The following is a 21218-nucleotide window of genomic DNA, read 5'->3' as shown; positions in this document are numbered from 1 at the left end:
CTATAATACGGAATATCAAATTCCATTATTTGTATTACGTGAAATTTTAGCACTACTTATGAACGAACAGCCACTTCTCTAACGAGTGGATTATCTACTTGTACATAAATTGCTTGCTCTAAAGGATTTGTCAGTTCATCAACATCGAAAAATCTCGTTAGCAAATTTGCTTTACATGCCAATTTATTTTCTTCCAACAATTCACTTAAAAATGTAGAAGGTTCGCGGTTATATGGAAGGAACGCTTCAAGTACAGACCTTAATTCCGAAAGAAGAATTTCCTCCTTTATTAATCCTGCTGTACCAAAACCGTTAATTAGTCCAAACATATGATTAAAAATTAAATAGTAACGAAATCTTTCATCTACAATGTAATCGTCATATAGATTCCCAGTACGTTCGCCAATACCCGCTAGTTCATTATCTAGCACTGACTTCATTGAATTGCAGAAATAAAAACCTTGATTATCACGGAAGTAAAACTTAACTGGATAACCATCTTTCAATTGAACAACACTATTTTGTTGATGCGCTTCTAATGCAACGCCATAACGTAAATACATCCATACCATCGGCTTTAAAGAGATATTCATATATCGTCTAAACCACTCTAAACTTACTTCTTCACAGCTTCTACCTTCTAAATCCGCTAAGCGATGGATAATATTTGCTAAACGAGTTCTTTCACCCGGAATTGCATCTTGTACTAATCCAGCGATAAGCGTTGCATCATTTTCATTTTCACTATAAAATGTGTTTTCTCGAATAATCACTTCAAATCCAGACTCTTGTGCCCCGTATTTTAAAGTAATAAAGGCCGGATCACATATAAAATCAAATCCTGGAAACTTTTCTAGCACCTCTCCAATTTTAGTATTCAATATTTCCTTACCTTCAAGTCCACTCTCAAGTTCCTTCAATTTATTAATACGCATTGAATTCGTGACCTTTACAGGGAATGAAAACTTGAACATATACTTCGAATGAGGATGATATAGCGTTCTAAGTGATGATGTCGCCATATAACACTTACCTACTGAACCGATATATTCAAGTACACCTTGATTCATCCAATTTTGCACATAAGATTGATGTAATAGCCATTCTGCTTGTAGCGGATGGATTGGAATTAATGAATATTCATCTTCTTGACAGTACTCTTCAATAAATTCTTGACCTACCTTTTCATCGTTCTTTAATTCCTTTTTTATCATCGCCGTTGTAGAATCTTGTAACAATGACTTTTCACTTACTATACTTTTATGTGCCCTAAAATAGTGAAGTTGGCACTCCCCTTTTAATTCAGGAGAATACATTGAACTTTTCCAATCCAATATACCTTGTCTACTCTTTGGTGTAGGATGAGTTAAATGTCCAAATAATAAAGATTGCTCCGCCTCTATAAAAGTCGTATGGAAACCATATAATTCAGCTGTATCCAGCTCCCTTCCTTGTATAAACTTCTCAATATTTTGACAACTACAGATAACTCGAAGCATAAGTTCATCAGGATTCGTACCTTCTCCATAGTTAATAGACATTTCCTTTATTAAAAACATAATAACCGTAATATAATCTGCTTTAATAACATTTTTATTTTCGCCAATTTGGTAATAAAATTGTTCTCCAAATAGATGACGGTCCGTTGACGATTTATATATAACTTCCCCATACAAAGTAACGTTTTGTGCCGATAACCGACAGCATAAATAAGTGGGGATAGCGTCTCTTTGAAATGAATGGCAGAAAATATTTTCTATCCTTTTATCCTCCGTAATCCATTCTCCACTTCCTGTTTCTCTTAAATAACAATTTAAAAAGCTTTGTATTGTTGCATGTTCCGCGATTTGTTTCGCATGCTGCATACTGCTCCTCCTCTTTTAGACGAACACTATCATTTTTTCGTGAAACTTCTGACAGTTGAATTTTATTATCAACTATGATTTTAATTGATAATGATAATCATTCCAAGATATATTTCAGAATTTTTTTATCTAGCTAAACTTTTCACCTTTTCAAAACATTTAATCCGTCAACAAAAAAATACACCAATATAATTATTGATGTATTTTTTCATTCTTGTAGATTAAGTTTACATAATAATATTATCGTGTTCTAAATTAATAGTGATTTGTATAAACAATCCATATCTCGCCAAGCATATGCTATTTCTTCTACATTTAGTCTTTCTAAAAGTTTCGTGTCAATTTTTTCCGGATTATATTTTTCATAAAACTTTTTAGAAGGATTATTAGAAACTACCCAAACTAAAAGAGATTGCATATTATCTTTTTTACAATCAAATAGTAAAGCTTGAAATAATCTTTGTCCTATCTTCATTCCTTGATACTCTTGTAAAATGTATATTGCATATAATTCCCCATCACAATTATATGTACCTGTTCTTTCAACTCCCCCATCGATAAATCCAATTATTTTACCATTTAACGTTTCTGCTACAAACCTAAATTGATGCCCGTCTTCTTTTTGAAATATACTTTCCCATAGCTTTTCTCGTTGGTCATACGTTATATTGTCTAAAATTTCATTAGAGAATATTCCCTTATACGTTGTTTTCCAACTATCCACATGCACTTTTGCAATTGCCGAAATATCATCTTTTATTGCCCTTCTAATATGTATCTCCACCATACTCATCCCCCTTAGAAAATAATTATAGCAAGATGTTTTGTATGCATTAAAAAAAGAGTGAATTTTCATCACTCTTTTTATCTACTTTCAACTTCTACTGAAACAACATGATCGATTTCTTTTAAAGAACTATATAATTCAGTTGTATATAAATCTTCTGGAGCTAAAATGACCATTTCCAATTGCTGAGATGCCCCATTATCAATATCTTTAATTTTCACTCGTTTCACTTGCATATTTAAATTTTTAATTTGCTTAAAAATCCCGTCTAACTCTCGATGTTTGTTTACGGTAATTTTTATAGATAAGTCCTTTTGTCTTAATGAATAAGGGCCTGCAATTTTCACAATTTGCGGAAGTACGTTAATCGCTAATATAATTAAAATCATAGCAACCGTCGCTTGTATATAAAACCCTGCACCAATCGCAATACCTAGTGCTGAAGCGGCCCATACCATAGAGGCTGTCGTTAATCCTGAAATAACGTCATTATTTCTTCGTAAAATTACGCCTGCTCCAAGAAAACCAATCCCACTAACAATTTGAGCGGCGAGACGCATTGGATCCATGTTTGTATGACCCGGTACAGAATAAACATTCACTGATTCAATTGAAACCATTGTAATTAAACAACTCGCTACGGAAATAACCATACTTGTTTTCACACCAAGCGGTTTATTCTTTAGCTGCCTATCTATTCCGATGAATAATCCTAAAAAGAGTGCTAAACCTAATTTGAATAAAAATTCATATGACATAATTCCTTCTCCTTACTTTACAATGTTTCCCTTCGAATATTTCACTATAACTCTTTTATGATATCAATTCCAGTCTTTTCTATTCATTTAAAGTAAAAAACCGAAAAAACATTTTTGACAATGTTCCCCCGGCTTTTTATTATAATTAAGATCTTTCTTTATTTTTGTTCTTTAATTTTAATTTGTGCATCTTTATAAAATGCTAACTTATTATCATTATACTCTTTTGTATGTTTATTAAACTGTTCTTTCGCCTTTTGCGCTTCCACATTTAACTCATTAACAGTTTTAACTTTTTCACCAATTTCTTTTAACTTCGTTTCTTTTACTTTTAATTTTTCATACAGTTCTTTTTCAGTCGCTAACGCCTTCGTGTAATTCTCATTCATCTTTTGGAAGGAATCATAACGATTTTTATACGATTCTTCTACTGTTTTTGCTTGTTTTTGTAATTTCTTATCTTCGAGTTTTTCAATATTATTTTGAACAGATGTCGTTTCTTTCTGCGCTTTTTCTAACTGTTCCTTCTCGTTTTTCAATACTTTTTCACGCTCGTCTACATTTGCAGTAGCTTGCTCTATTTTCTTTGAAACTGCTTCATTATGCTCTTTACCTTCTTGTAAAATTTGAGAATAAAGTTCTTGTCCTTGCTTTTCTAACTTCTCTAATTTTTTTGTGTCATCTGCTAAAGATTTTTCCTGTGTAGATGCTGCTTCAAAAGCCGTAAATAAATTTTCTTCTGGCTTTTCACCGAAACAACCTGATAATAATCCTACTGATAATGCTCCAACTACTGCTACTTTTCCATATTTCAACTTCAATTCCTCCATTACATACGGTTATCATGCCAGAGGTTCACGGGGAAGTGATTCTCTTCATGATATGCTTCAAACTCATAACCCTTTTCTTTTAGACCCTTTAATATTGCTGGCACAGCTGCGACTGATTGCGGATGAATATCATGCATTAAAATGACTTCTTGAGGATTTGTTGCACCAGCTAATACATTTTGAGCGATTTGTGCTGCCGCTGCATCGACTGGTACTTTATTGTATTTCCAGTCTAAAGAATCAATTGTCCAGTCCCATACTTTAAGACCACCCTCTACTACTTTGTTTCGAAGGCCTTCATTTAAACCAGGCTTCGACCCGTATGGTGGACGTGTTAATTGAGGTGATTTTCCAATAATATTTGCGATTAAGCTTTGATCTTCTTTCATTTCATTAACATATTCGCCATTTTTATATAACTTCGCAAAATTGTGTGTCATACTATGCATTCCAACATAATGACCCTCTGCATTTTCACGTTTTACTAAATCAGGAAACGCTTTTACATTCGCTCCTATTAAAAAGAATGTCGCCTTCGCATCATGCTGTTTTAACATATTTAATAATTCAGCCGTATATTTCCCTGGCCCATCATCAAATGTAAGATAAGCAACTTTTCTTTCCATTCCGTTAAAACGACTTGGCGCCGTTTTATTCATTTCAACTTTCGATTGTTCACTTGCAAGCTGCACTATATTTTCTTGCTTCGCAACAGCTTTTGCTGGTGAAGTAATAGATTGAAACATGAAATACCCAATAGCTACTATTGCAATCGCTACTGAAACAACTGCAACTCGTTTAATTTTAAAAGCCTTTTCCATTCTATCGAATTCCTCTCCCTATTAATCTTATATATAAATCACCCAATATAATTATACATCTATTTATTTTATTACACTATATAAACAATCTAAAATATGAATTATAATGGGAGTTTTATCAAAATTGTTCTTCCTGCCTCAACAAACTCTTTATTCTTTTCATACCAATTCTTGATTGCACTATGTACAACTTTCAAGAAGATTTGTTTTAACCTGTTTGATCTTCTATCAATTCAATTCGCTTTCAACTTGCAATGAGATGAATTTATTTTCTCTATTTTAGGAGTTAATTACCAAATTCTTTCCTCTAGTATATCGTACAATTGCACCTTTTGTTTATATAAATTAAAATGATTTAACTGTAGACGTGAAAAAACTAGTAGCCCTTCTACTAAAAATAAATGAAGCAATCCATTTCCATAAAAAAAGATTGGCTGAGGCCAACCTTTTTTTATACTTATTCATTTCGAGTTGGTTTTGGTGTAACACCTAAATGCTCATTTAACTTAGTCGAAATATCTTTCACATTTTTTTCGTTTGGAATGTAATAATAAATACCACCAATACGTTTATCCGTTCCTTCTATTTGCATCTTTTCCATTTGCAAATCTGATCCTGCCATATTTTTCGTAATAGCAAGCATATCATCAAACGTTAAGTTTGTTTTCATATTTTTATCAACTGCATCAAGTAAAGAGCCCATTTTACTAATTGATTGAACAGACATTGCTTTTTTCGCAATTGCTTCAATTACAAGTTGTTGCCTTTGACCACGCATTGCGTCACTGTCAATTTTACGCGTTCTAGCAAGTGCAAGGGCTTGTTCACCATTTAAATGTTGGTAACCTTTTTCTAAATGGATCATACCTGCTTGGTCTTTACTATCTTGTTCTGTGAAAGTAACAGGTACATCAATATCAATACCACCAATTGAATCTACAATTTGTACAAATGACTCAAAGTTAAACTTCACATAATAATCAACTGGTACATTTAAAAATCTTTCCACTGTATCTCTTGTACTTTCAACACCACCAAATACGTGTGCGTGTGTAATTTTATCTAATTTCTTTCTAGATGGAATATAAACACGTGAATCACGAGGAATACTTACTAATTTAACGGATTTATCATCTTTATTAATTGTCGCTAATAAAAGTGCATCTGTTCGAACCGCTTCACCATATTGGCTTTTTCTCATTTCGCTTCCATCGACACCCATGATTAAAATCGAAATATTATCCTTTAAAGGTTCCACTTCTTTGTCCCTTTTTGATGACTTATCAATTTGTGCATATGCATCACTTACAACAGCTTTTGCTTTGTTATATATAAACGATCCATATCCTACTCCTCCAAAAACAAGTAGGAAAAATGGAATTAAAATGAACCATTTTATTGATTTTCTTTTAGAACGTTTTTTACTGCTTCTCGTATCTTGTTCTAATTCAGAGCTCATGTTCATTCTCCTCTCTTTCTCTTTTCCTAGTATAATGTATGTCTAGTAATCTTCATATTGAATTTCCTTTCAATCACCTTACATTTTTGTAAGGTTACATCATGAATCCAATATGTATTCCATTTCACATTATACTCTCGTGCTTATTTTTGGCAAGTCACTATTTATCAACTTCAAAAATTTAACACTTCAAAACGTTCAAATTTACAGATTTATCATTCTGTTATTTGCAGGTAGTAAGACTTTCACCTCATAATTTATCAGGAATAAAAGAGTCAAGTTTGGGCCGTGAAATTTTGATTGGTGATGACTAATAATCAGTGAGGGATAACCCCCCCACTGATTAAAATTTCACTTTATTATTTCTCATTTGGTGTGTATATCATTTGCTTCCCATTATTATAAATTAAAGCTGATTTTGCTTTTATTTTCGTTTTTTCTATTTCCACATCATCATTAGAGAAATTCACAATGATTTTAATCCCTTTTCCATAAGAAGCAGATTGGACTAATTTATCTTCTGACAAATATGCAAAGTTCGTCATTTCTTCTTTTACTGCCTTTTCATGAACTTCATTCCAAACTTTCAGATGCTGCGTAATTTCTTGTTTATGCTTATTCCACTCTACTTCATCTAAATGGTACAACGGAGGCACATTATACAATAACTCATATAACATTCGGTTTCCTACCTCATCTTTTACTTTCAAACTTCCCCATTCCCAGTGGTGCGTTGTAATAACCGAATCATTGTATACTAGTTTATATAATGGTACCGAATATACTGGATTTAAATATACTTGTTTATATTCTTCTTTTAACGGTACTTGTTTTGCATATTTTTCTGGAACATTTTGATTCGGTGACCAATATCCGCCCACATAATACGGACTTGTTTTATTTTTCCTCATATCTTCATCGTCCCATTTAATAACAGGCGTTTCAATGCCGTGAGCAAATGCAATCGTGCTACTTGCAAAGTCATTTCCGCCTTCTGAGCCAACTACCATACCTTTTTCTTGCGCAATATAATCCATTCGTTGCAACCTTGCTTTTAAATCTTGTTCTTGTGTCGTTATATGTTTGGCCGAATAATCATCATAAATTTCACCTGTTGCATCACAATCAATAAACCATGAATTATATTTAGGTCCATTTTGTAATATCTCGTTCATTCGCTCTTTTACACTAGGAAGAGATAAAGTTGGATTTAACTTTCGCCCTCTACCTAAAAATCCTTGCACTTTTTCCCCATTTTTCTTCGTCACAGTTGCCTCTTCATATAGCGATGGATCTTGAAAAGAAGCTGTATTCCAATTTTTATCAGCTTTTTCGTGAATAGAATGATAAGAATCATACGGACCAACTAAATATCCTATTTTCTTAGCTTCTGTCACGAAATTAGGCTGCATAAATCCTTGTTCCCAGTTCGGTAGACCAATCCACGCTTTGTCTATCCCTACTTTTTTCATTTCCTTTATTATATCCGTTCCATCTGCTTTACCCCATTTACTTACTTCTTCAACTGCATCACCGAGTACTGACTTTAATAAATGTTTATTTAAGCTATACAGCTCTGTCTTCGATAAGTGATCTACACCTTTCTTTAATAACACACTAGCTTCCTGATTAACTTTCGGGAAAATATCCTCTTTATACAATTCCTTCATAGATAATACTTCGTTTGTATAGCGTAAAATAACATTTTTTTGGTACTTATCAATGAAATCTTGTTTACTTACTTGCTCAAACACACTCAGTTCTCCAGGCTCCGAACTATTCTTTTGAATAAGCCCTTTTATATGACTAAACACCGGGCTATTTATTTGCTCTCTTAGCTTCGGCCAATTCACGTTACTTTCTGATAAACCATTTTGATTCCAAAAGTAAAAATGAGCTGCCCCGTAAAGTTTTTCGATTTCTTTATTTTTTCTTGCCTTTTCTTGTAATGTTTTAAATTCACCTTTTTGAGCAATATTATCCTTATACAGTTTAGCGATACTTACTGCATCATTATTTGTCACATATAATTGAAATCCATATGTTTTATTTTTATTTATACTCGGGAATTCATGTGTAAAATCAAACCCTATTTTCGGATCTGAATGAAATTTCAATTCATTATTAAACATATTGTTCGCAATATATACGATCGAATATTTAGAACCATTTAATGCAAAAAACTTCATAGAAAATGATTCAGCAAATGAATATGCATCATCCTTTAAAAACTTCTTCCAATTCTCATCATTACTCGGAATTTGCTTACCTTCCCATAACGGAAGTGTATAATTTTCAGCTTGCACTTTTGGCCATGTAAAACTTTCTGCACCAGTCGATTCCACTTCAATATTTAAGTGGTCTTTTTTCTTTTCTAAATTTACTTTTACTTTTTGATCCGGATATTCCCATGATGTATGATCCTTTTCTTTTTTCAAATTAGATACCTTCATTTTTGGTAACGGTTGTGATGCCTGTTCTTTTACACCATCATGTTCTACAGTTAACGTAAAAGTCTCAGGATTTACATCGTAAGTAAAATCTTTATACGTCGCTTTCTTTATTTTAGACTCTTGTAAAGCATCATTACCTTTTACATCACACCCGACTAAAGTCGAAAGTGACAATGTTGTAAGAAGACATATCGCTATCATTTTTTTCATCTTCTGCACCTCCACCAATGAATATACAGGAGGTTTGTTACAGGAATATGGCAAAAAAATAATAGAGCTAGCATAATGCTAGCTCTATTATGAGCAAAAAAAATTTACGTATTACTGTAATCTGTTTAAAGAAAATATGTAATACAGTGGGACTTTAATCCTTGTTTTTTTATTCTCACTAATAATTAGATCAAGCAAATCTAAATTCCATCAAGCTTTCCTTAACTGAAAAAGTAACTATATATAATATATCCTAAAACTAGCACTAAAATTAATATCCCTGTACCTTTCCAATTCATACCACCTGTCATATCAGCGGGGCTACCTGATTCCGCCCTGTTGAGTCCATCATTCAAAGAACCGGTAGGATTATTTTTCAATTCACTTTGTCTCATGCGTTCTCTTTTTTCTTCTGGTGACTCTTTTGAACTCATATAATCACCTCTAAAATTAATGTTCATTCCGAAAAATCCCCTTTAAAATAGATTCTCCATAACTTAAAGAAAGCTAGCGATGCTAGCTTTCTTTATAATCCAATATGTTCTTCCTTATTTACAGTAATCCCTTTATGATCAATTTCAAGCTCACATACTTTCATAGCTGCAAATACTCTCGCTAATTGGTCAGCTATTTCTTTACGCTTCTCGTACGGAGTTAAAATAAAAATGGATGGTCCCGCACCACTAAGCGCTGTGCCATATGCTCCGAATTCTTTTGCACATTTACGAATTGATGGTAATAACGGTACAAGTTCTAAACGATATGGCTCGTGGAAATGATCTCGTTCCATCATTTCACCTACAACTTCCCACTTCTTTTGACATAATGCAGCTACTAATACGTTACTTATCGCACTAGCCTTAACCGCTTCATGAAACGGAAACACCTCTGGTAATACAGATCGACTTTCCTCCGTATTTAGCTCTTCATTTGGAATAAGAGAAATTACGCCTAATTCCTTACTTTCAATCCTTACAACCGAAACATTCTTTCCATCCAGCGCTCCGATTACAGTTCCACCTAAAATAGAAGCAGCAACATTATCTGGATGTCCTTCAAAATTTGTAGCAATTTGAACTTTCTGATCAGTTGTTAAGTTCAAATTTCCAAGCTGATTCGCAAGCTCTATTCCTGCTACAATCGCTGATGCGCTACTTCCTAGCCCTCTTGTCAGCGGAATATTACTAGTAACTTCTATTATATGGGGTGATAAAGAAGGACATACTTTACATGCCGTGCTAACAATTAAATTTTTATCGTCTTTTGGAATTGAATCGTCAAAAGAATGTATCACTTGCCACTTATCAGCTTCTTCCTTTACACTTACTTCTAAATATAATGACAAAGCTATTCCAACAGAATCAAATCCTGGTCCAACATTCGCTGTACTAGCAGGAACACGAACTCTTAATGGTATCACGACATAATCACCCCTTTAATATGATCTTTAATTTGTTCTATATCATTTGACACACTTGCAATATCAAATTTATTAGAAGAAATTGCGATATCAGGATCTTTTAAACCATTTCCAGTTAAAACTGCAACAACTGTTTCGCCTTTTTTGATTTTTCCAGATTGAACATGTTTAATTACGCCCGCTAATGAAGCATTTGATCCTGGCTCTGCGAAAACTCCTTCAGTTTTTGCTAACAATCTATACGCATGTAAAATCTCCTCATCTGACACCATATCTATTTCACCATTAGACTGTTCGGCAGCCTCTACTGCATACGACCAACTCGCTGGGTTACCAATACGAATCGCTGTTGCAATCGTTTCAGGTTCTTCAATTACATGCCCTTTTACAATTGCAGCTGCTCCTTCGGCTTCAAAGCCGTGAATTCTTGGTTTTTTATAACCCTTTTCTTTTTCATATTCACAGAATCCTTTCCAGTATGCTGTTATGTTCCCTGCGTTCCCAACCGGAATAGCTAGAACATCTGGTGCATTTTCCAACTGGTCGCAAATTTCAAATGCTGCTGTTTTTTGTCCTTCAATTCGGTAAGGATTTACTGAGTTTACTAATGTAATCGGCTCTTCTGCAGCAATATTTCTTACAGCCTTAAGTGCATCATCGAAATTCCCTTCTATTGAAATGATCTCCGCTCCATAAGCAACTGCTTGCGCTAATTTCCCATGCGCAATCTTTCCTTCTGGTATTACGATAATACATTTCATTCCGAGGCGTGCCGCGTATGCGGCAGCTGATGCTGATGTATTACCTGTAGATGCACAAATGATAGCCTCTGAACCTTCTTCTTTCGCCTTTGCAACTGCCATTACCATACCACGGTCTTTAAAAGAACCTGTTGGATTCGCTCCTTCATATTTTCCGTATAACTGAATCCCTAATTGTTTTGATATGTTTAATAATGGAATCAGGGGTGTATTCCCTTCCATTAAGCTGACATCAGGTGTGTTTTCATTCACCGGTAAATAAGAAGCGTACTGTTTTAATAGTCCTTTATACATATTGTTTTTCCTCCTCAATAATGTAGTAACTGTTTATTTCACTTGCGACATCTTCTATCGCTCCTAAAACTTGTTCGAATTGATATTTTGAAGTTCGATGCGTCACAACAACGACTTCTGCAAGTTCGCGATTTAAAGGTAATTGAATAACTTCTTTTAAACTTACAGAATAATTAACGAAACATTCTGTCACTTTTTGTAACATCCCTGGCTCATCTCGTAATGAAATACGTAAGAAATATTTCGAAACTACTTCTTCATCTCCTTGTAATTCGTAAGGCTCTGGTTCTTTTAACGCACTTTTATTTTTCGGAACTTGATTCATATTTTTAACGATTGAAATAATATCACTTACTACAGCAGAACCAGTTGGTAACTTCCCAGCTCCAGGTCCGTAAAACATCACTTCCCCTACTGCTTGACCGTGAACATACACCGCATTAAATTCATTATTCACATTCGATAGCGGATGATGACGTGGTAATAAAGTCGGTTCTACACTTAAGTGAATGGATGATCCTTGTTTTTCAGCTTTACCAATTAATTTCATTGTAAATCCTAATTTTCCGGCCATCTCTAAATCTTCTTTTTCAACCTTTCGAATACCTCTAACTTGAACATCATCTAAAGAAACATTCATCGAAAAACCTAAGTTTGCAAGAATTGCTACCTTTCTCGCAGCGTCTAGTCCATCTACATCCGCTGTCGGATCTGATTCTGCAAACCCTAATTTTTGCGCTTCCTGTAAAGCCTCTTCATACGACCATCCATTTTGACTCATCTTTGTTAACATATAATTTGTTGTTCCATTTACGATTCCCATTATTTTTTCAATTTGATCTGAAGCTAGCCCGTCTGATAATCCTCTTAATATTGGAATCCCACCGGCTACACTCGCTTCGTAACATAGGTCACATTCATTTTTATTTGCCAGTTGCAGAAGCTCCGCACCATATACAGCCATTAAATCTTTATTTGCTGTTACGACATGTTTCTTACTTTGCAAAGCCTTCACAATATGCTCTTTCGCTTCTTCAATTCCGCCCATTACCTCTACTACAATATCAATATTTGAATCATTTAGAACTTCATCGACATTACTTGTTACTACGATTCCATCAATGCAAACATCACGTTCCTTTTCCAAATCACGTACAACGACTATCTTTACCTTTACTTCATATCCTGTATCAAGAGCGATCTTTCGATAATGTTCTTTCAAAATATGGACAACACCACTTCCGACAGTACCTAACCCTAATACCCCAACATTAATAACATTATTCATTTTCTAATCTCCTCCTAAATAGTTTAATTGTTACACCTGTGAATCACCTTACTCTGCTTTTTAATCATGCAGGTGGTGGTTATTTCCGTACGTACTAATCGTTTCATGTTACCGCACCTCCTTTCAAAGTAATAAAAAAACACACTCATCCCTAGGAAAGGGACGAATGTGTTTTCGTGGTTCCACCCTTGTTCCAACCTAGACTTACTTTCTTCTAGATTGCTCAAGTTCAGATAACGGCTGATACCGTCAATAATTACTAGATTGCTCGTTCACTATTGAAGTTCAAAGGTGGTAAGATCATTTCTCGTGTTAGGAAGCTCACAGCCTTGGCCTCCCTCTCTGTAAACCGTAAAAATGTTCTCATGTCCTTATCGTTACTTTTTCGCTCATGTTTATTTGTTAACTCATTATACTCGCATAAAAAACAAAATCAATACTATTTTTTAATTATTTTAAATTTTCAATCTTAAAAACTATAAAAAAACACACTCATCCCTAGGAAAGGGACGAATGTGTTTTCGTGGTTCCACCCTTGTTCCAACCTAGACTTACTTTCTTCTAGATTGCTCAAGTTCAGATAACGGCTGATACCGTCAATAATTACTAGATTACTCGTTCACTATTGAAGTTCAAAGGTGGTAAGATCATTTTTCGTGTTAGGAAGCTCACAGCCTTGTCTTCCCTCTCTGTAAACCGTAAAAATCATCTCATGTCCTTATCGTTACTTTTTCGTTCATGTCTATTTGTTAACTTATTATAGTTATCAACTTTTCAAAAAGCAAGCCTATTTTTCTTCACAATTTTTAAGAATATGAATAATTATATTTTAAAATAACAAATCATCTAATACAGATTTATTCTCTTGCACATATATTCATCACATACAAATTAACAATATTCATAGTTAAAGTCTCACTCTAAAACGTTTAGGGTTTCATACTTCAACACTATATTTAAAAAATAATTTTTAATACAATCTTTCCCTATAACTTTCTTCTAAAGAACGTGCAACTTCCTCTTCTGAAGCATTCACTTTCGCATGCTCCATTAACATTTTCGGTGCTGAAGGTAGCTCTGTTTTATTTAACCATGACTCTGGATCCCACATTTTTGAACGAATAAAAGCTTTTGCACAATGAATATAGCATTCTTCTATTTCAACAACAATTCCAAGTAACGGATTGCGTCCATTCGCCTGCATTTCTTTCAAAATTTCTTCATCATTCGTAATATATGCTTTACCGTTTATTCGGACTGTTTCCCCAAGACCCGGAATAAAAAAGATTAACCCTACGTGCGAATTTGAAATTATATTTAAAATAGAGTCTATACGACGATTACCCGGTCTTTCTGGGATGATAATTTTATTTTCATTTAATACATATACAAATCCAGGTGCGTCTCCCCTCGGCGAAGCATCACACTCTCCGAATTTATTTGCAGTAGATAATACTAGAAAAGGCGATTTAGACAGGAAATCTACACAATGGTGATCAAGTGATGAAATAACTTTTTTCAAAGCCCGTTCACTTGGTTGCCCCAATATTTGTCGTAATTCTTCCTCAGTTGAAATTATTGATTTTATTTCCTTATTCTCTATCTTCACTAATAATCACTCCTTTTTCTTTATTTTCCCAAAATTCAATACAAATATTGTATAATAAAATTTGCAGAAAGGGGAATTAAAATGACAGAGTGGTTAACAATATTTAATCCTGAAAGAAATACACTTGGAAAGAAATTACGTGATGACGTGCATCGTGACGGTGATTGGCACGAAACATTTCATTGCTGGTTTGTAGAAAAAGATGCTGAGGATATGTTCTTATATTTCCAATTACGCTCTAATAATAAAAAAGAAGCTCCGGGTATATGGGATATTACATCCGCCGGACATATTATGCATGATGAAGATGTACTAATTGGCGGTCTACGTGAAATTGAGGAAGAACTGGGTCTTTCCTTCCAAACGAATGATTTAACATACAAAGGAATCTATAAAATAGATTATGAAATTTCAATTCTTACTGATCGTGAGTTTTGTCATATGTATTTCCACAATGTAATAAAACCACTTCCATTTGCACCAGGTGAAGAAGTAGACGATGTGATGAAAGTACATGCGACTTCTTTTCTACAACTATTAAGAAGAGAGATTTCATCTTTAACGACTAATTCTGTTTTAAACAATAATCCGATAACGATAACATTTGAAGATATTTATCCTTATGATCTTGAATACTATGAATTTGTTATAGTGCAAGGACAAGAATCGCTAAACAAAAATAGTTTATAAAAAAATAGGACTCCCAGCTTACTTTATTCGGGAGTCTTATTTTTTTATTGCTCAAGTATCTTTAATTTTTTCTCTACTCGTATAAATAATCGTATAATTAACAACAGCATAACAATCATAATCGCTATCATCGTATGTGGATATCTAAACAGTATACTAATAACACTTCCAATTAACATCATAATGAATCCATTTTGTTTCATCACTTCTGCACTATACTTGTTACCTGCATCCCATAATTCCTTATTTTTCATAGACCGTTTCGTACGGTAACCATATGCTGCGTTAATATCCGTCGGTGGATTTTTTTGAAGAATAAGTGCCGCCAGTATAAATATAATACCAATCAATATGCTCATTCCTATGTTTACTAGTGCATCCATCAATTATATCCCCCCTAACTTACACCTTCATTATACTATACAACTCTTAAAATCCCAATTATTAACATTTTTATTTTCTCTCTTTAGATGTCTGGAACATACTTGGAAGTGTTACAAAACGTGCCCCTTTCGTTTTTAACTGCGGAATGATTTTGTCTAGTGCATCGACAGATCCTTGCAAATGTCCACCTGGAGTCGAATGTTGAAGTATGACACTTCCTGGAAATGAATTCCCTAACACATTATTTGTAATCGTATCAGCACTTACCCCTTTCCAATCAACTGTATCAACACTCCACTGTACAATCATAAAATTTTGCTCTGTCGCCCACTTCAATTGATTTTCAAGTATTTCACCGTATGGTGGACGTATAAACTTCGGTGCATAACCAGCTAAATGATTTAATATTTCTTCCGTTTTTATAATTTGATTACGGTATTCAGCCTCATTTACTTTCGCTAAATTCGGATGACTATACGTATGGTTACCAATTACATGCCCTTCATTCGCGATACGCTTTACTACATTCGGAAACTTTTCTGCATTTTCACCAAGTAAGAAAAAAGTAGCTTTTACATTATATTGTTTTAACTTATCTAAAATTTTTGGCGTAAATACTAAATCTGGTCCATCATCAAATGTAAGAGCTACTTCCGCTTTATTGTATGGTCCTGAAAATGCATACGCATATTTTTCAACCCATGAAAAAGGTGTCCATGACCCCCGATTCTCTTCCTTCACTTTGACTTGATCATTTTGCGGAACATTTAATACATACGGCACTGCGTCTATATAGTTTCCATAATAAAATGAATGATATGGCATATAAGCATACGAAACATTTCGTTCTAGTCCCCAATGAAATGGAACGAACATTTCTGGTGCGTAAAAATAATACATGATAAAAACCTCCCTAAAATTTCATATGTGATTCATCTGTACTTTGTTAGAGAAATTCTTATTCATGAACAAAAATAAGACTGTCCGTAATTAGGACAGTCTTACTGCTTTATACAATTAATAACGTGAAACTTTAATCAGTGGGGGTTTTACTGCCCGTTTATGCGGGATAAATCGATGTACTATCTTTCGGCAAAACTTTCACATGTTTTAAATAGCTTGTCACTTTGTCATCATCATCTTGCGGGTATTGATATCCATATGTGTTAGCAATTTCGTTCGCAACTTCCCTAAATAAATCACCCATTACAAAGAATGACTCCCATATATTTTCATATTCTGCATTTGAAAATGTCTTTCTAAATTGCTCCCACGTATCTTTTTCAACATATTGCTCGAAATGCTTACCAAACTTTCCGGTATTCACTGTAAAATTTGTTTTCATACCAATATGCCATTCTAGCATTACGATTAACATATCACGCATTGGGCCTTCAAGCATTCCTTTCGCATAAGAAAGTTCCTCGCGCCACAATCCTTTTCCTACATTTGTACTGCACCACCAAAATTCATTACAGCAATCCAAAAACTCTTTTTCTGTAGGATTTTTTATAACGTAATCTTTATCACTTGCTGGCGGAAATTCTCCAATACATTTGTCTTTATCCAGTAGTAATTTACTTAAACTATCCTGTCCAATAAATTTATTTATTAAATCAACTGGAACTAGCATTAAATCAATTCGATTCCCATCCATGAACTGCATTAAATAAGGAAATTTCCCGTCTTTATCAGCTGGAAGTAACGACATTTCTTCCGGCATTTGCACAATCATTATTTCTCCAAATCTATTAATCCAACTATGATTACACGTAAAAGATTGTATATCTTTTACAACATAAATAATATCATAGTCTTGAAAACAATCTTTTTTCACATTTGGATTCACACGTGACCCATTCATGATGACAGCTCGAATTCTTTCATCCTCTTTTGCTGTATTTATAATTAAGTCTAACATTTCTTTTTCAGTTCTCATCTTCTTATAGCCTCCAAGTTTTTAATATATAATATAAAGCTATGTAAATTGGAGGTCCACGAGCTAAATTCGTTGTACAAGATACACGTTATAATTTTTGAAACTTCTTTTTCATCCCTTTTTCCTCCTTACATTACTCTGTTACGACTGCCATTACAAACCCATCGTACCCTTTACTTCCTACAGTTTGAAGCGCAGTAGCACTTACACGCGGCTCAGCAGCTATTAGCTCATAGAAATGGCGTATCCCTTGTACACGAGGATCGCTACTAGTATTATCAATAACTTCACCTTCACGTACTACGTTATCCCCAATAATTACAGTACCAGGGCGTGATAGTTTCAGTGCCCATTCAAAATAAGCAGGGTTATTTTGTTTATCCGCATCTATGAAAATAAAATCAAATGGTTCATACTTCTCATTTTCTATTTGTTTTAAAGAATCTAACGCTAATCCTAATCGTATTTCAATTTTATCATTCAAATTGGCACGCTCAATATTGCTCCGTGCAATTTCAGCATGCTTTTCACTTGCTTCTAATGTAACAATTCGCCCTCCAGATGGCAATGCTCTTGCAAGCCATATTGTACTATATCCGCCTAGAGTGCCAATCTCTAAAATGTTACGCGCTCCTTGAATTTGTACTAATAGTTGTAAAAACTTCCCTTGAGTTGGCGATACATCATGTGCCGGTAAATTAGCTGCAGCGTTTGCTTGAAGAACTTCTTCTAATGTAGAGTCTTTCGGTATTAATACATCACTCATATATTGATCAACAGCCGTCCATTTCTCAATCGTACTCATGGAAATACCATCCCCTTCAAGTTTTTAATACTTATCTACCATTCAAATTTAATTATACCGAAAATTCCGTTTCATACACAAAAAATAAAGAAGGGACACCCACTCCATTACAGAATAGATGTCCCTTCTTTGTATTTTATATTTATCCCTTACGGATTAGTAGACCAAAGTCCTGCTGATTTAATAAATGTACGTTTATTTAATTTCAGCTGCGCTACGATAAACTCTGCAATATCTTCCGCTTGCATTACTTTATCAGGATTTCCATCAGTTAATCCTAAGTCTACAGCCATGTCAGTTGCTACTGTACTTGGTGTTAAAGCTGTTACACGGATATTATGTTTACGAACTTCCATCGCTAACGATTCTGTTAAACCAAGAACACCAAATTTAGAAGCACTATATGCACTTGTTACAGGTGCACCTTTTTGTCCTGCTGTAGATGAAATATTAATAATATCACCAGATTGTTGTTCAATCATACTTGGTAAAGCTGCACGAGTTGCATAGTATACACCCATTAAGTTTACTTGAATGATTTTTTCCCAATCAGCAACGTCTAATTCTAAAAACTTACCGAATTTAGAAATACCAGCGTTATTAATTAAAATATCGATAGATCCTAAACCGTTTTTTAATGTTTCAATTGCAGTAGTTACCTCTTCATATGAAGATACGTCAGCAGTCGCAATAACAGCTTTTACGCCTTCTGCTTCTACTTCTTTCGCAACTGCTTTTAAGTTTTCTTCTGAACGAGCTAAAAGACCAACATTTACGCCTTCTTTCGCTAATGCGATCGCTACAGCGCGACCAATCCCTCTACCTGCTCCTGTAATTAAAGCATTTTTTCCTTGTAATAATTCTGCCAAGTGTAACACTCCTTAATCTTCTCAGTTGTTTATTATATTAAAAGTGTATCTATGTTTATGTAAAAAGGCAATGATGCACTTTTATGTGCGTAGGTTACTTATAGGTAACTATAGTAATGGTAAATGCATTTTTAAAGAAAAATAGTGTTAGAAGGCCTCCTTCTAACACTATTTTTCTTCATGATTTGGAATACGCACAATAAATTCTGTACCATTTCCCTCTACACTCTCAACTTTTATTTTTCCTTGATGAAGGTCGAGTACTTTTTTTACAATTGCTAGACCTAATCCACTTCCTCCATAAGCACGGTTTCGTGAAGAATCCGCTTTATAAAAACGTTCAAAAATATGTTGTTTCTGTTCTTCGGATATACCAATTCCCGTATCATGAATACTTACTTCCAGGAATTCCTTATGTTCTTTTAAATGAATTGTAATCGTGCCACCATTTGGTGTGAATTTAATACTGTTATGAATTAAATTAATCCATACTTGGCTCATACTTTCTTTGTCTGCAGTAACACACACTTTATCCATATCAAGATCTAGCTCAAGTCCTTTTTCATCCCAAAGAGGCTCACTATTTAACACAATTTGTTTCAACTGTTGATCTAATCGATAAGTAGCTCTTTCTGGTGAATACTCCTCTGACTCTAAAAGTGTTAGCTTCAATAAATTTTGACTCAATTTAGATAATCGCGTTGTTTCAGTTTCAATAATAGTAAGATAATGTTTTCTTTTTTCAACTGGTAGATTATCATCTTGTAGCGCTCGAGCAAATCCCTTAATAGATGTTAATGGCGACTGTATTTCATGAGAAACATTCGATACAAATTCTTGTCTCATTTTCTCCATTGCATTAAGTTCATCCGTCATATCGTTAATACTTTTTACAAGCACACCAATTTCGCCATCATACTTTTCTTCATTCCGTATTTTTACAGAGAAGTCCCCTTTTGCAATTTTTTGTATCGGTTCAATGATCGTCCAAATCATCGCCTCTCGCTTCGGTCTCATTAAAATTCCGATTAATGTCCAAATAAGAACGATAAAAACAAAGCCGACCATATCACTAATTAGAAAAGTAATAAAAGGCGATACGTTTATTTCAAAAGCTTTCATTACACTAGACGATACAAAAAAGGCTATTGACCAAATTATAGTAAGAAAAGTAAAGAGCGCTACTATCGCCCCCATTACTTTTAACATCTTCATCTTACTCATTCTTTCTCTTTTTCTCATTTACTTACCTCTAAGCGATACCCTAAGCCCCTTATCGTCCTTATACTAAACTTCGATAACTCTTCTTGAAACTTTTCACGCAACCGATTAATATGAACGTCTAGCGTGCGTTCATTCCCTTCAAAATCATATCCCCATACGTCTTCTATTAATTGCTCTCTTGAACAAGTTCTCCCCGCTTTAGATCCTAATGTAAAGAGCAACTCAAATTCTTTTAGCGGCAGCGTCACCGTTTGTTCTCCAACGTTAACTTCAAATGTTTTACGATTTAACAGTACATTCCCAACTTGAATAGATTGCGATACTGTAATTTGGTAACGTTTCAATAATGCCTTCACTCTCACAACTAATTCTAAAGGATCAAATGGTTTTACAAGATAATCATCTGTTCCGAGGTGAAATCCTTTTACTTTTTGAGATGTTTCACCTTTAGCAGTCAGCATAAGAATTGGGATATCATAGTATTTTCTTAATTCATAACATAAATCAAACCCATCCATATTTGGCATCATAATATCAATAATCGACATATCGACTTTCACTTCTTCTATTTTTCGAAGAGCATCTAATCCATCAACGGCCTCATATGTTTGAAAACCTTCTCGTTCCAAAAATACAGAAACAAGTTCTCTAATGTGCGGATCATCATCTACAATTAAAATTTTGGGTATCAAGGAATCATATCCTTTCTGCTTAACATACTTTTTAGCACTCTAAAATCAACAATCAGTGAA

General features: G+C 34.1%; 20 protein-coding genes, 1 pseudogene and 2 other annotated features. Of the genes and pseudogenes, 1 reads left to right on the top strand and 20 read right to left on the bottom strand.

Annotation, left to right across the window (positions count from 1 at the left end; translation table 11 throughout):
• Positions 1 to 56 precede the first annotated feature (56 nt).
• The 13 genes and pseudogenes from NSS97_RS10090 to NSS97_RS10035 all read right to left on the bottom strand — a co-directional run bounded on the left by NSS97_RS10090 (position 57) and on the right by NSS97_RS10035 (position 14555).
• The gene (locus tag NSS97_RS10090) at positions 57 to 1865 is read right to left on the bottom strand and encodes an IucA/IucC family protein (protein ID WP_107887927.1); all 1809 of its coding nucleotides are present in this window, start codon (positions 1863 to 1865) and stop codon (positions 57 to 59) included.
• Positions 1866 to 2115: 250 nt separating this feature from the next.
• On the bottom strand, positions 2116 to 2652 hold the full coding sequence (locus tag NSS97_RS10085; RefSeq protein WP_002141362.1) for a GNAT family N-acetyltransferase: 537 nt from the start codon (positions 2650 to 2652) through the stop codon (positions 2116 to 2118).
• 77 nt (positions 2653 to 2729) lie between these two features.
• Positions 2730 to 3410: an MgtC/SapB family protein gene (locus NSS97_RS10080; protein ID WP_002012374.1), complete on the bottom strand. Its 681-nt coding sequence runs from the start codon at positions 3408 to 3410 to the stop codon at positions 2730 to 2732.
• A gap of 158 nt (positions 3411 to 3568) precedes the next feature.
• On the bottom strand, positions 3569 to 4225 hold the full coding sequence (locus NSS97_RS10075; protein ID WP_044444250.1) for a YkyA family protein: 657 nt from the start codon (positions 4223 to 4225) through the stop codon (positions 3569 to 3571).
• Positions 4226 to 4239: 14 nt separating this feature from the next.
• Positions 4240 to 5061 carry a peptidoglycan-N-acetylglucosamine deacetylase gene (locus tag NSS97_RS10070; protein ID WP_044444251.1) on the bottom strand — a complete coding sequence of 274 codons (822 nt, stop codon included), beginning with the start codon at positions 5059 to 5061 and terminating at the stop codon, positions 4240 to 4242.
• A gap of 134 nt (positions 5062 to 5195) precedes the next feature.
• Positions 5196 to 5456, bottom strand: a pseudogene (locus tag NSS97_RS30455) (sensor histidine kinase); the annotation flags it as partial.
• Positions 5457 to 5518: 62 nt separating this feature from the next.
• The gene (locus tag NSS97_RS10065) at positions 5519 to 6520 is read right to left on the bottom strand and encodes an LCP family protein (protein WP_002126935.1); all 1002 of its coding nucleotides are present in this window, start codon (positions 6518 to 6520) and stop codon (positions 5519 to 5521) included.
• A gap of 359 nt (positions 6521 to 6879) precedes the next feature.
• Positions 6880 to 9183 carry a glycoside hydrolase gene (locus NSS97_RS10060; protein WP_107887926.1) on the bottom strand — a complete coding sequence of 768 codons (2304 nt, stop codon included), beginning with the start codon at positions 9181 to 9183 and terminating at the stop codon, positions 6880 to 6882.
• A gap of 221 nt (positions 9184 to 9404) precedes the next feature.
• On the bottom strand, positions 9405 to 9617 hold the full coding sequence (locus NSS97_RS10055) for a DUF6366 family protein (RefSeq protein WP_002031378.1): 213 nt from the start codon (positions 9615 to 9617) through the stop codon (positions 9405 to 9407).
• A gap of 92 nt (positions 9618 to 9709) precedes the next feature.
• Positions 9710 to 10603, bottom strand: coding sequence for a homoserine kinase (gene thrB / locus NSS97_RS10050; RefSeq protein WP_044444253.1), 894 nt, complete (start codon positions 10601 to 10603; stop codon positions 9710 to 9712).
• On the bottom strand, positions 10600 to 11658 hold the full coding sequence (thrC, locus tag NSS97_RS10045) for a threonine synthase (RefSeq protein ID WP_044444254.1): 1059 nt from the start codon (positions 11656 to 11658) through the stop codon (positions 10600 to 10602). The genes thrB and thrC overlap by 4 nt, the downstream gene beginning before the upstream one ends.
• Complete coding sequence (locus tag NSS97_RS10040) at positions 11651 to 12946, bottom strand: homoserine dehydrogenase (RefSeq protein WP_107887925.1); 1296 nt, start codon at positions 12944 to 12946, stop codon at positions 11651 to 11653. Before NSS97_RS10040 ends, thrC begins: the two co-directional genes overlap by 8 nt.
• Before the next feature lie 155 nt (positions 12947 to 13101).
• Positions 13102 to 13333, bottom strand: a binding site (T-box leader).
• 115 nt (positions 13334 to 13448) lie between these two features.
• Positions 13449 to 13680: a binding site (T-box leader), on the bottom strand.
• Between the two features lie 236 nt (positions 13681 to 13916).
• On the bottom strand, positions 13917 to 14555 hold the full coding sequence (locus tag NSS97_RS10035) for an MSMEG_1061 family FMN-dependent PPOX-type flavoprotein (RefSeq protein WP_107887924.1): 639 nt from the start codon (positions 14553 to 14555) through the stop codon (positions 13917 to 13919).
• Positions 14556 to 14636: 81 nt separating this feature from the next.
• Between NSS97_RS10035 and NSS97_RS10030 the strand changes: the two genes are divergently transcribed.
• Positions 14637 to 15245 (top strand): NUDIX hydrolase, encoded by a 609-nt coding sequence (locus tag NSS97_RS10030; RefSeq protein ID WP_341112376.1) that lies wholly within the window; start codon positions 14637 to 14639, stop codon positions 15243 to 15245.
• 44 nt (positions 15246 to 15289) lie between these two features.
• On the opposite strand, the gene NSS97_RS10025 is transcribed toward NSS97_RS10030, so the two are convergent.
• The 7 genes from NSS97_RS10025 to hitR form a co-directional block, all read right to left on the bottom strand.
• A complete protein-coding gene (locus NSS97_RS10025; protein WP_002012358.1) occupies positions 15290 to 15628 on the bottom strand; it encodes an SdpI family protein in 339 nt (112 codons plus the stop codon).
• 70 nt (positions 15629 to 15698) lie between these two features.
• A complete protein-coding gene (locus NSS97_RS10020) occupies positions 15699 to 16529 on the bottom strand; it encodes a peptidoglycan-N-acetylglucosamine deacetylase (RefSeq protein WP_107887922.1) in 831 nt (276 codons plus the stop codon).
• Between the two features lie 160 nt (positions 16530 to 16689).
• Positions 16690 to 17568, bottom strand: coding sequence for an aminoglycoside 6-adenylyltransferase (locus tag NSS97_RS10015; protein ID WP_002168604.1), 879 nt, complete (start codon positions 17566 to 17568; stop codon positions 16690 to 16692).
• A gap of 133 nt (positions 17569 to 17701) precedes the next feature.
• Positions 17702 to 18373, bottom strand: a complete 672-nt coding sequence (locus tag NSS97_RS10010) for an O-methyltransferase (RefSeq protein WP_002126922.1) — start codon at positions 18371 to 18373, stop codon at positions 17702 to 17704.
• A gap of 149 nt (positions 18374 to 18522) precedes the next feature.
• Entirely contained in the window at positions 18523 to 19242 is a 720-nt protein-coding gene (locus tag NSS97_RS10005) for a 3-ketoacyl-ACP reductase (RefSeq protein ID WP_000818985.1), read from the bottom strand.
• Between the two features lie 168 nt (positions 19243 to 19410).
• Positions 19411 to 20484: an envelope stress sensor histidine kinase HitS gene (gene hitS, locus NSS97_RS10000; protein ID WP_002086159.1), complete on the bottom strand. Its 1074-nt coding sequence runs from the start codon at positions 20482 to 20484 to the stop codon at positions 19411 to 19413.
• Positions 20481 to 21158 (bottom strand): envelope stress response regulator transcription factor HitR, encoded by a 678-nt coding sequence (gene hitR / locus NSS97_RS09995; RefSeq protein WP_002189289.1) that lies wholly within the window; start codon positions 21156 to 21158, stop codon positions 20481 to 20483. Before hitR ends, hitS begins: the two co-directional genes overlap by 4 nt.
• Between the last annotated feature and the right edge of the window lie 60 nt (positions 21159 to 21218).

Source organism: Bacillus sp. FSL R12-0074 (assembly GCF_038005725.1).
GTDB classification, from domain to species: domain Bacteria; phylum Bacillota; class Bacilli; order Bacillales; family Bacillaceae_G; genus Bacillus_A; species Bacillus_A mycoides.
The sequence above is the reverse complement of the archived record's forward strand: the minus strand, read 5'-3'. Positions and strand labels throughout refer to the sequence as shown.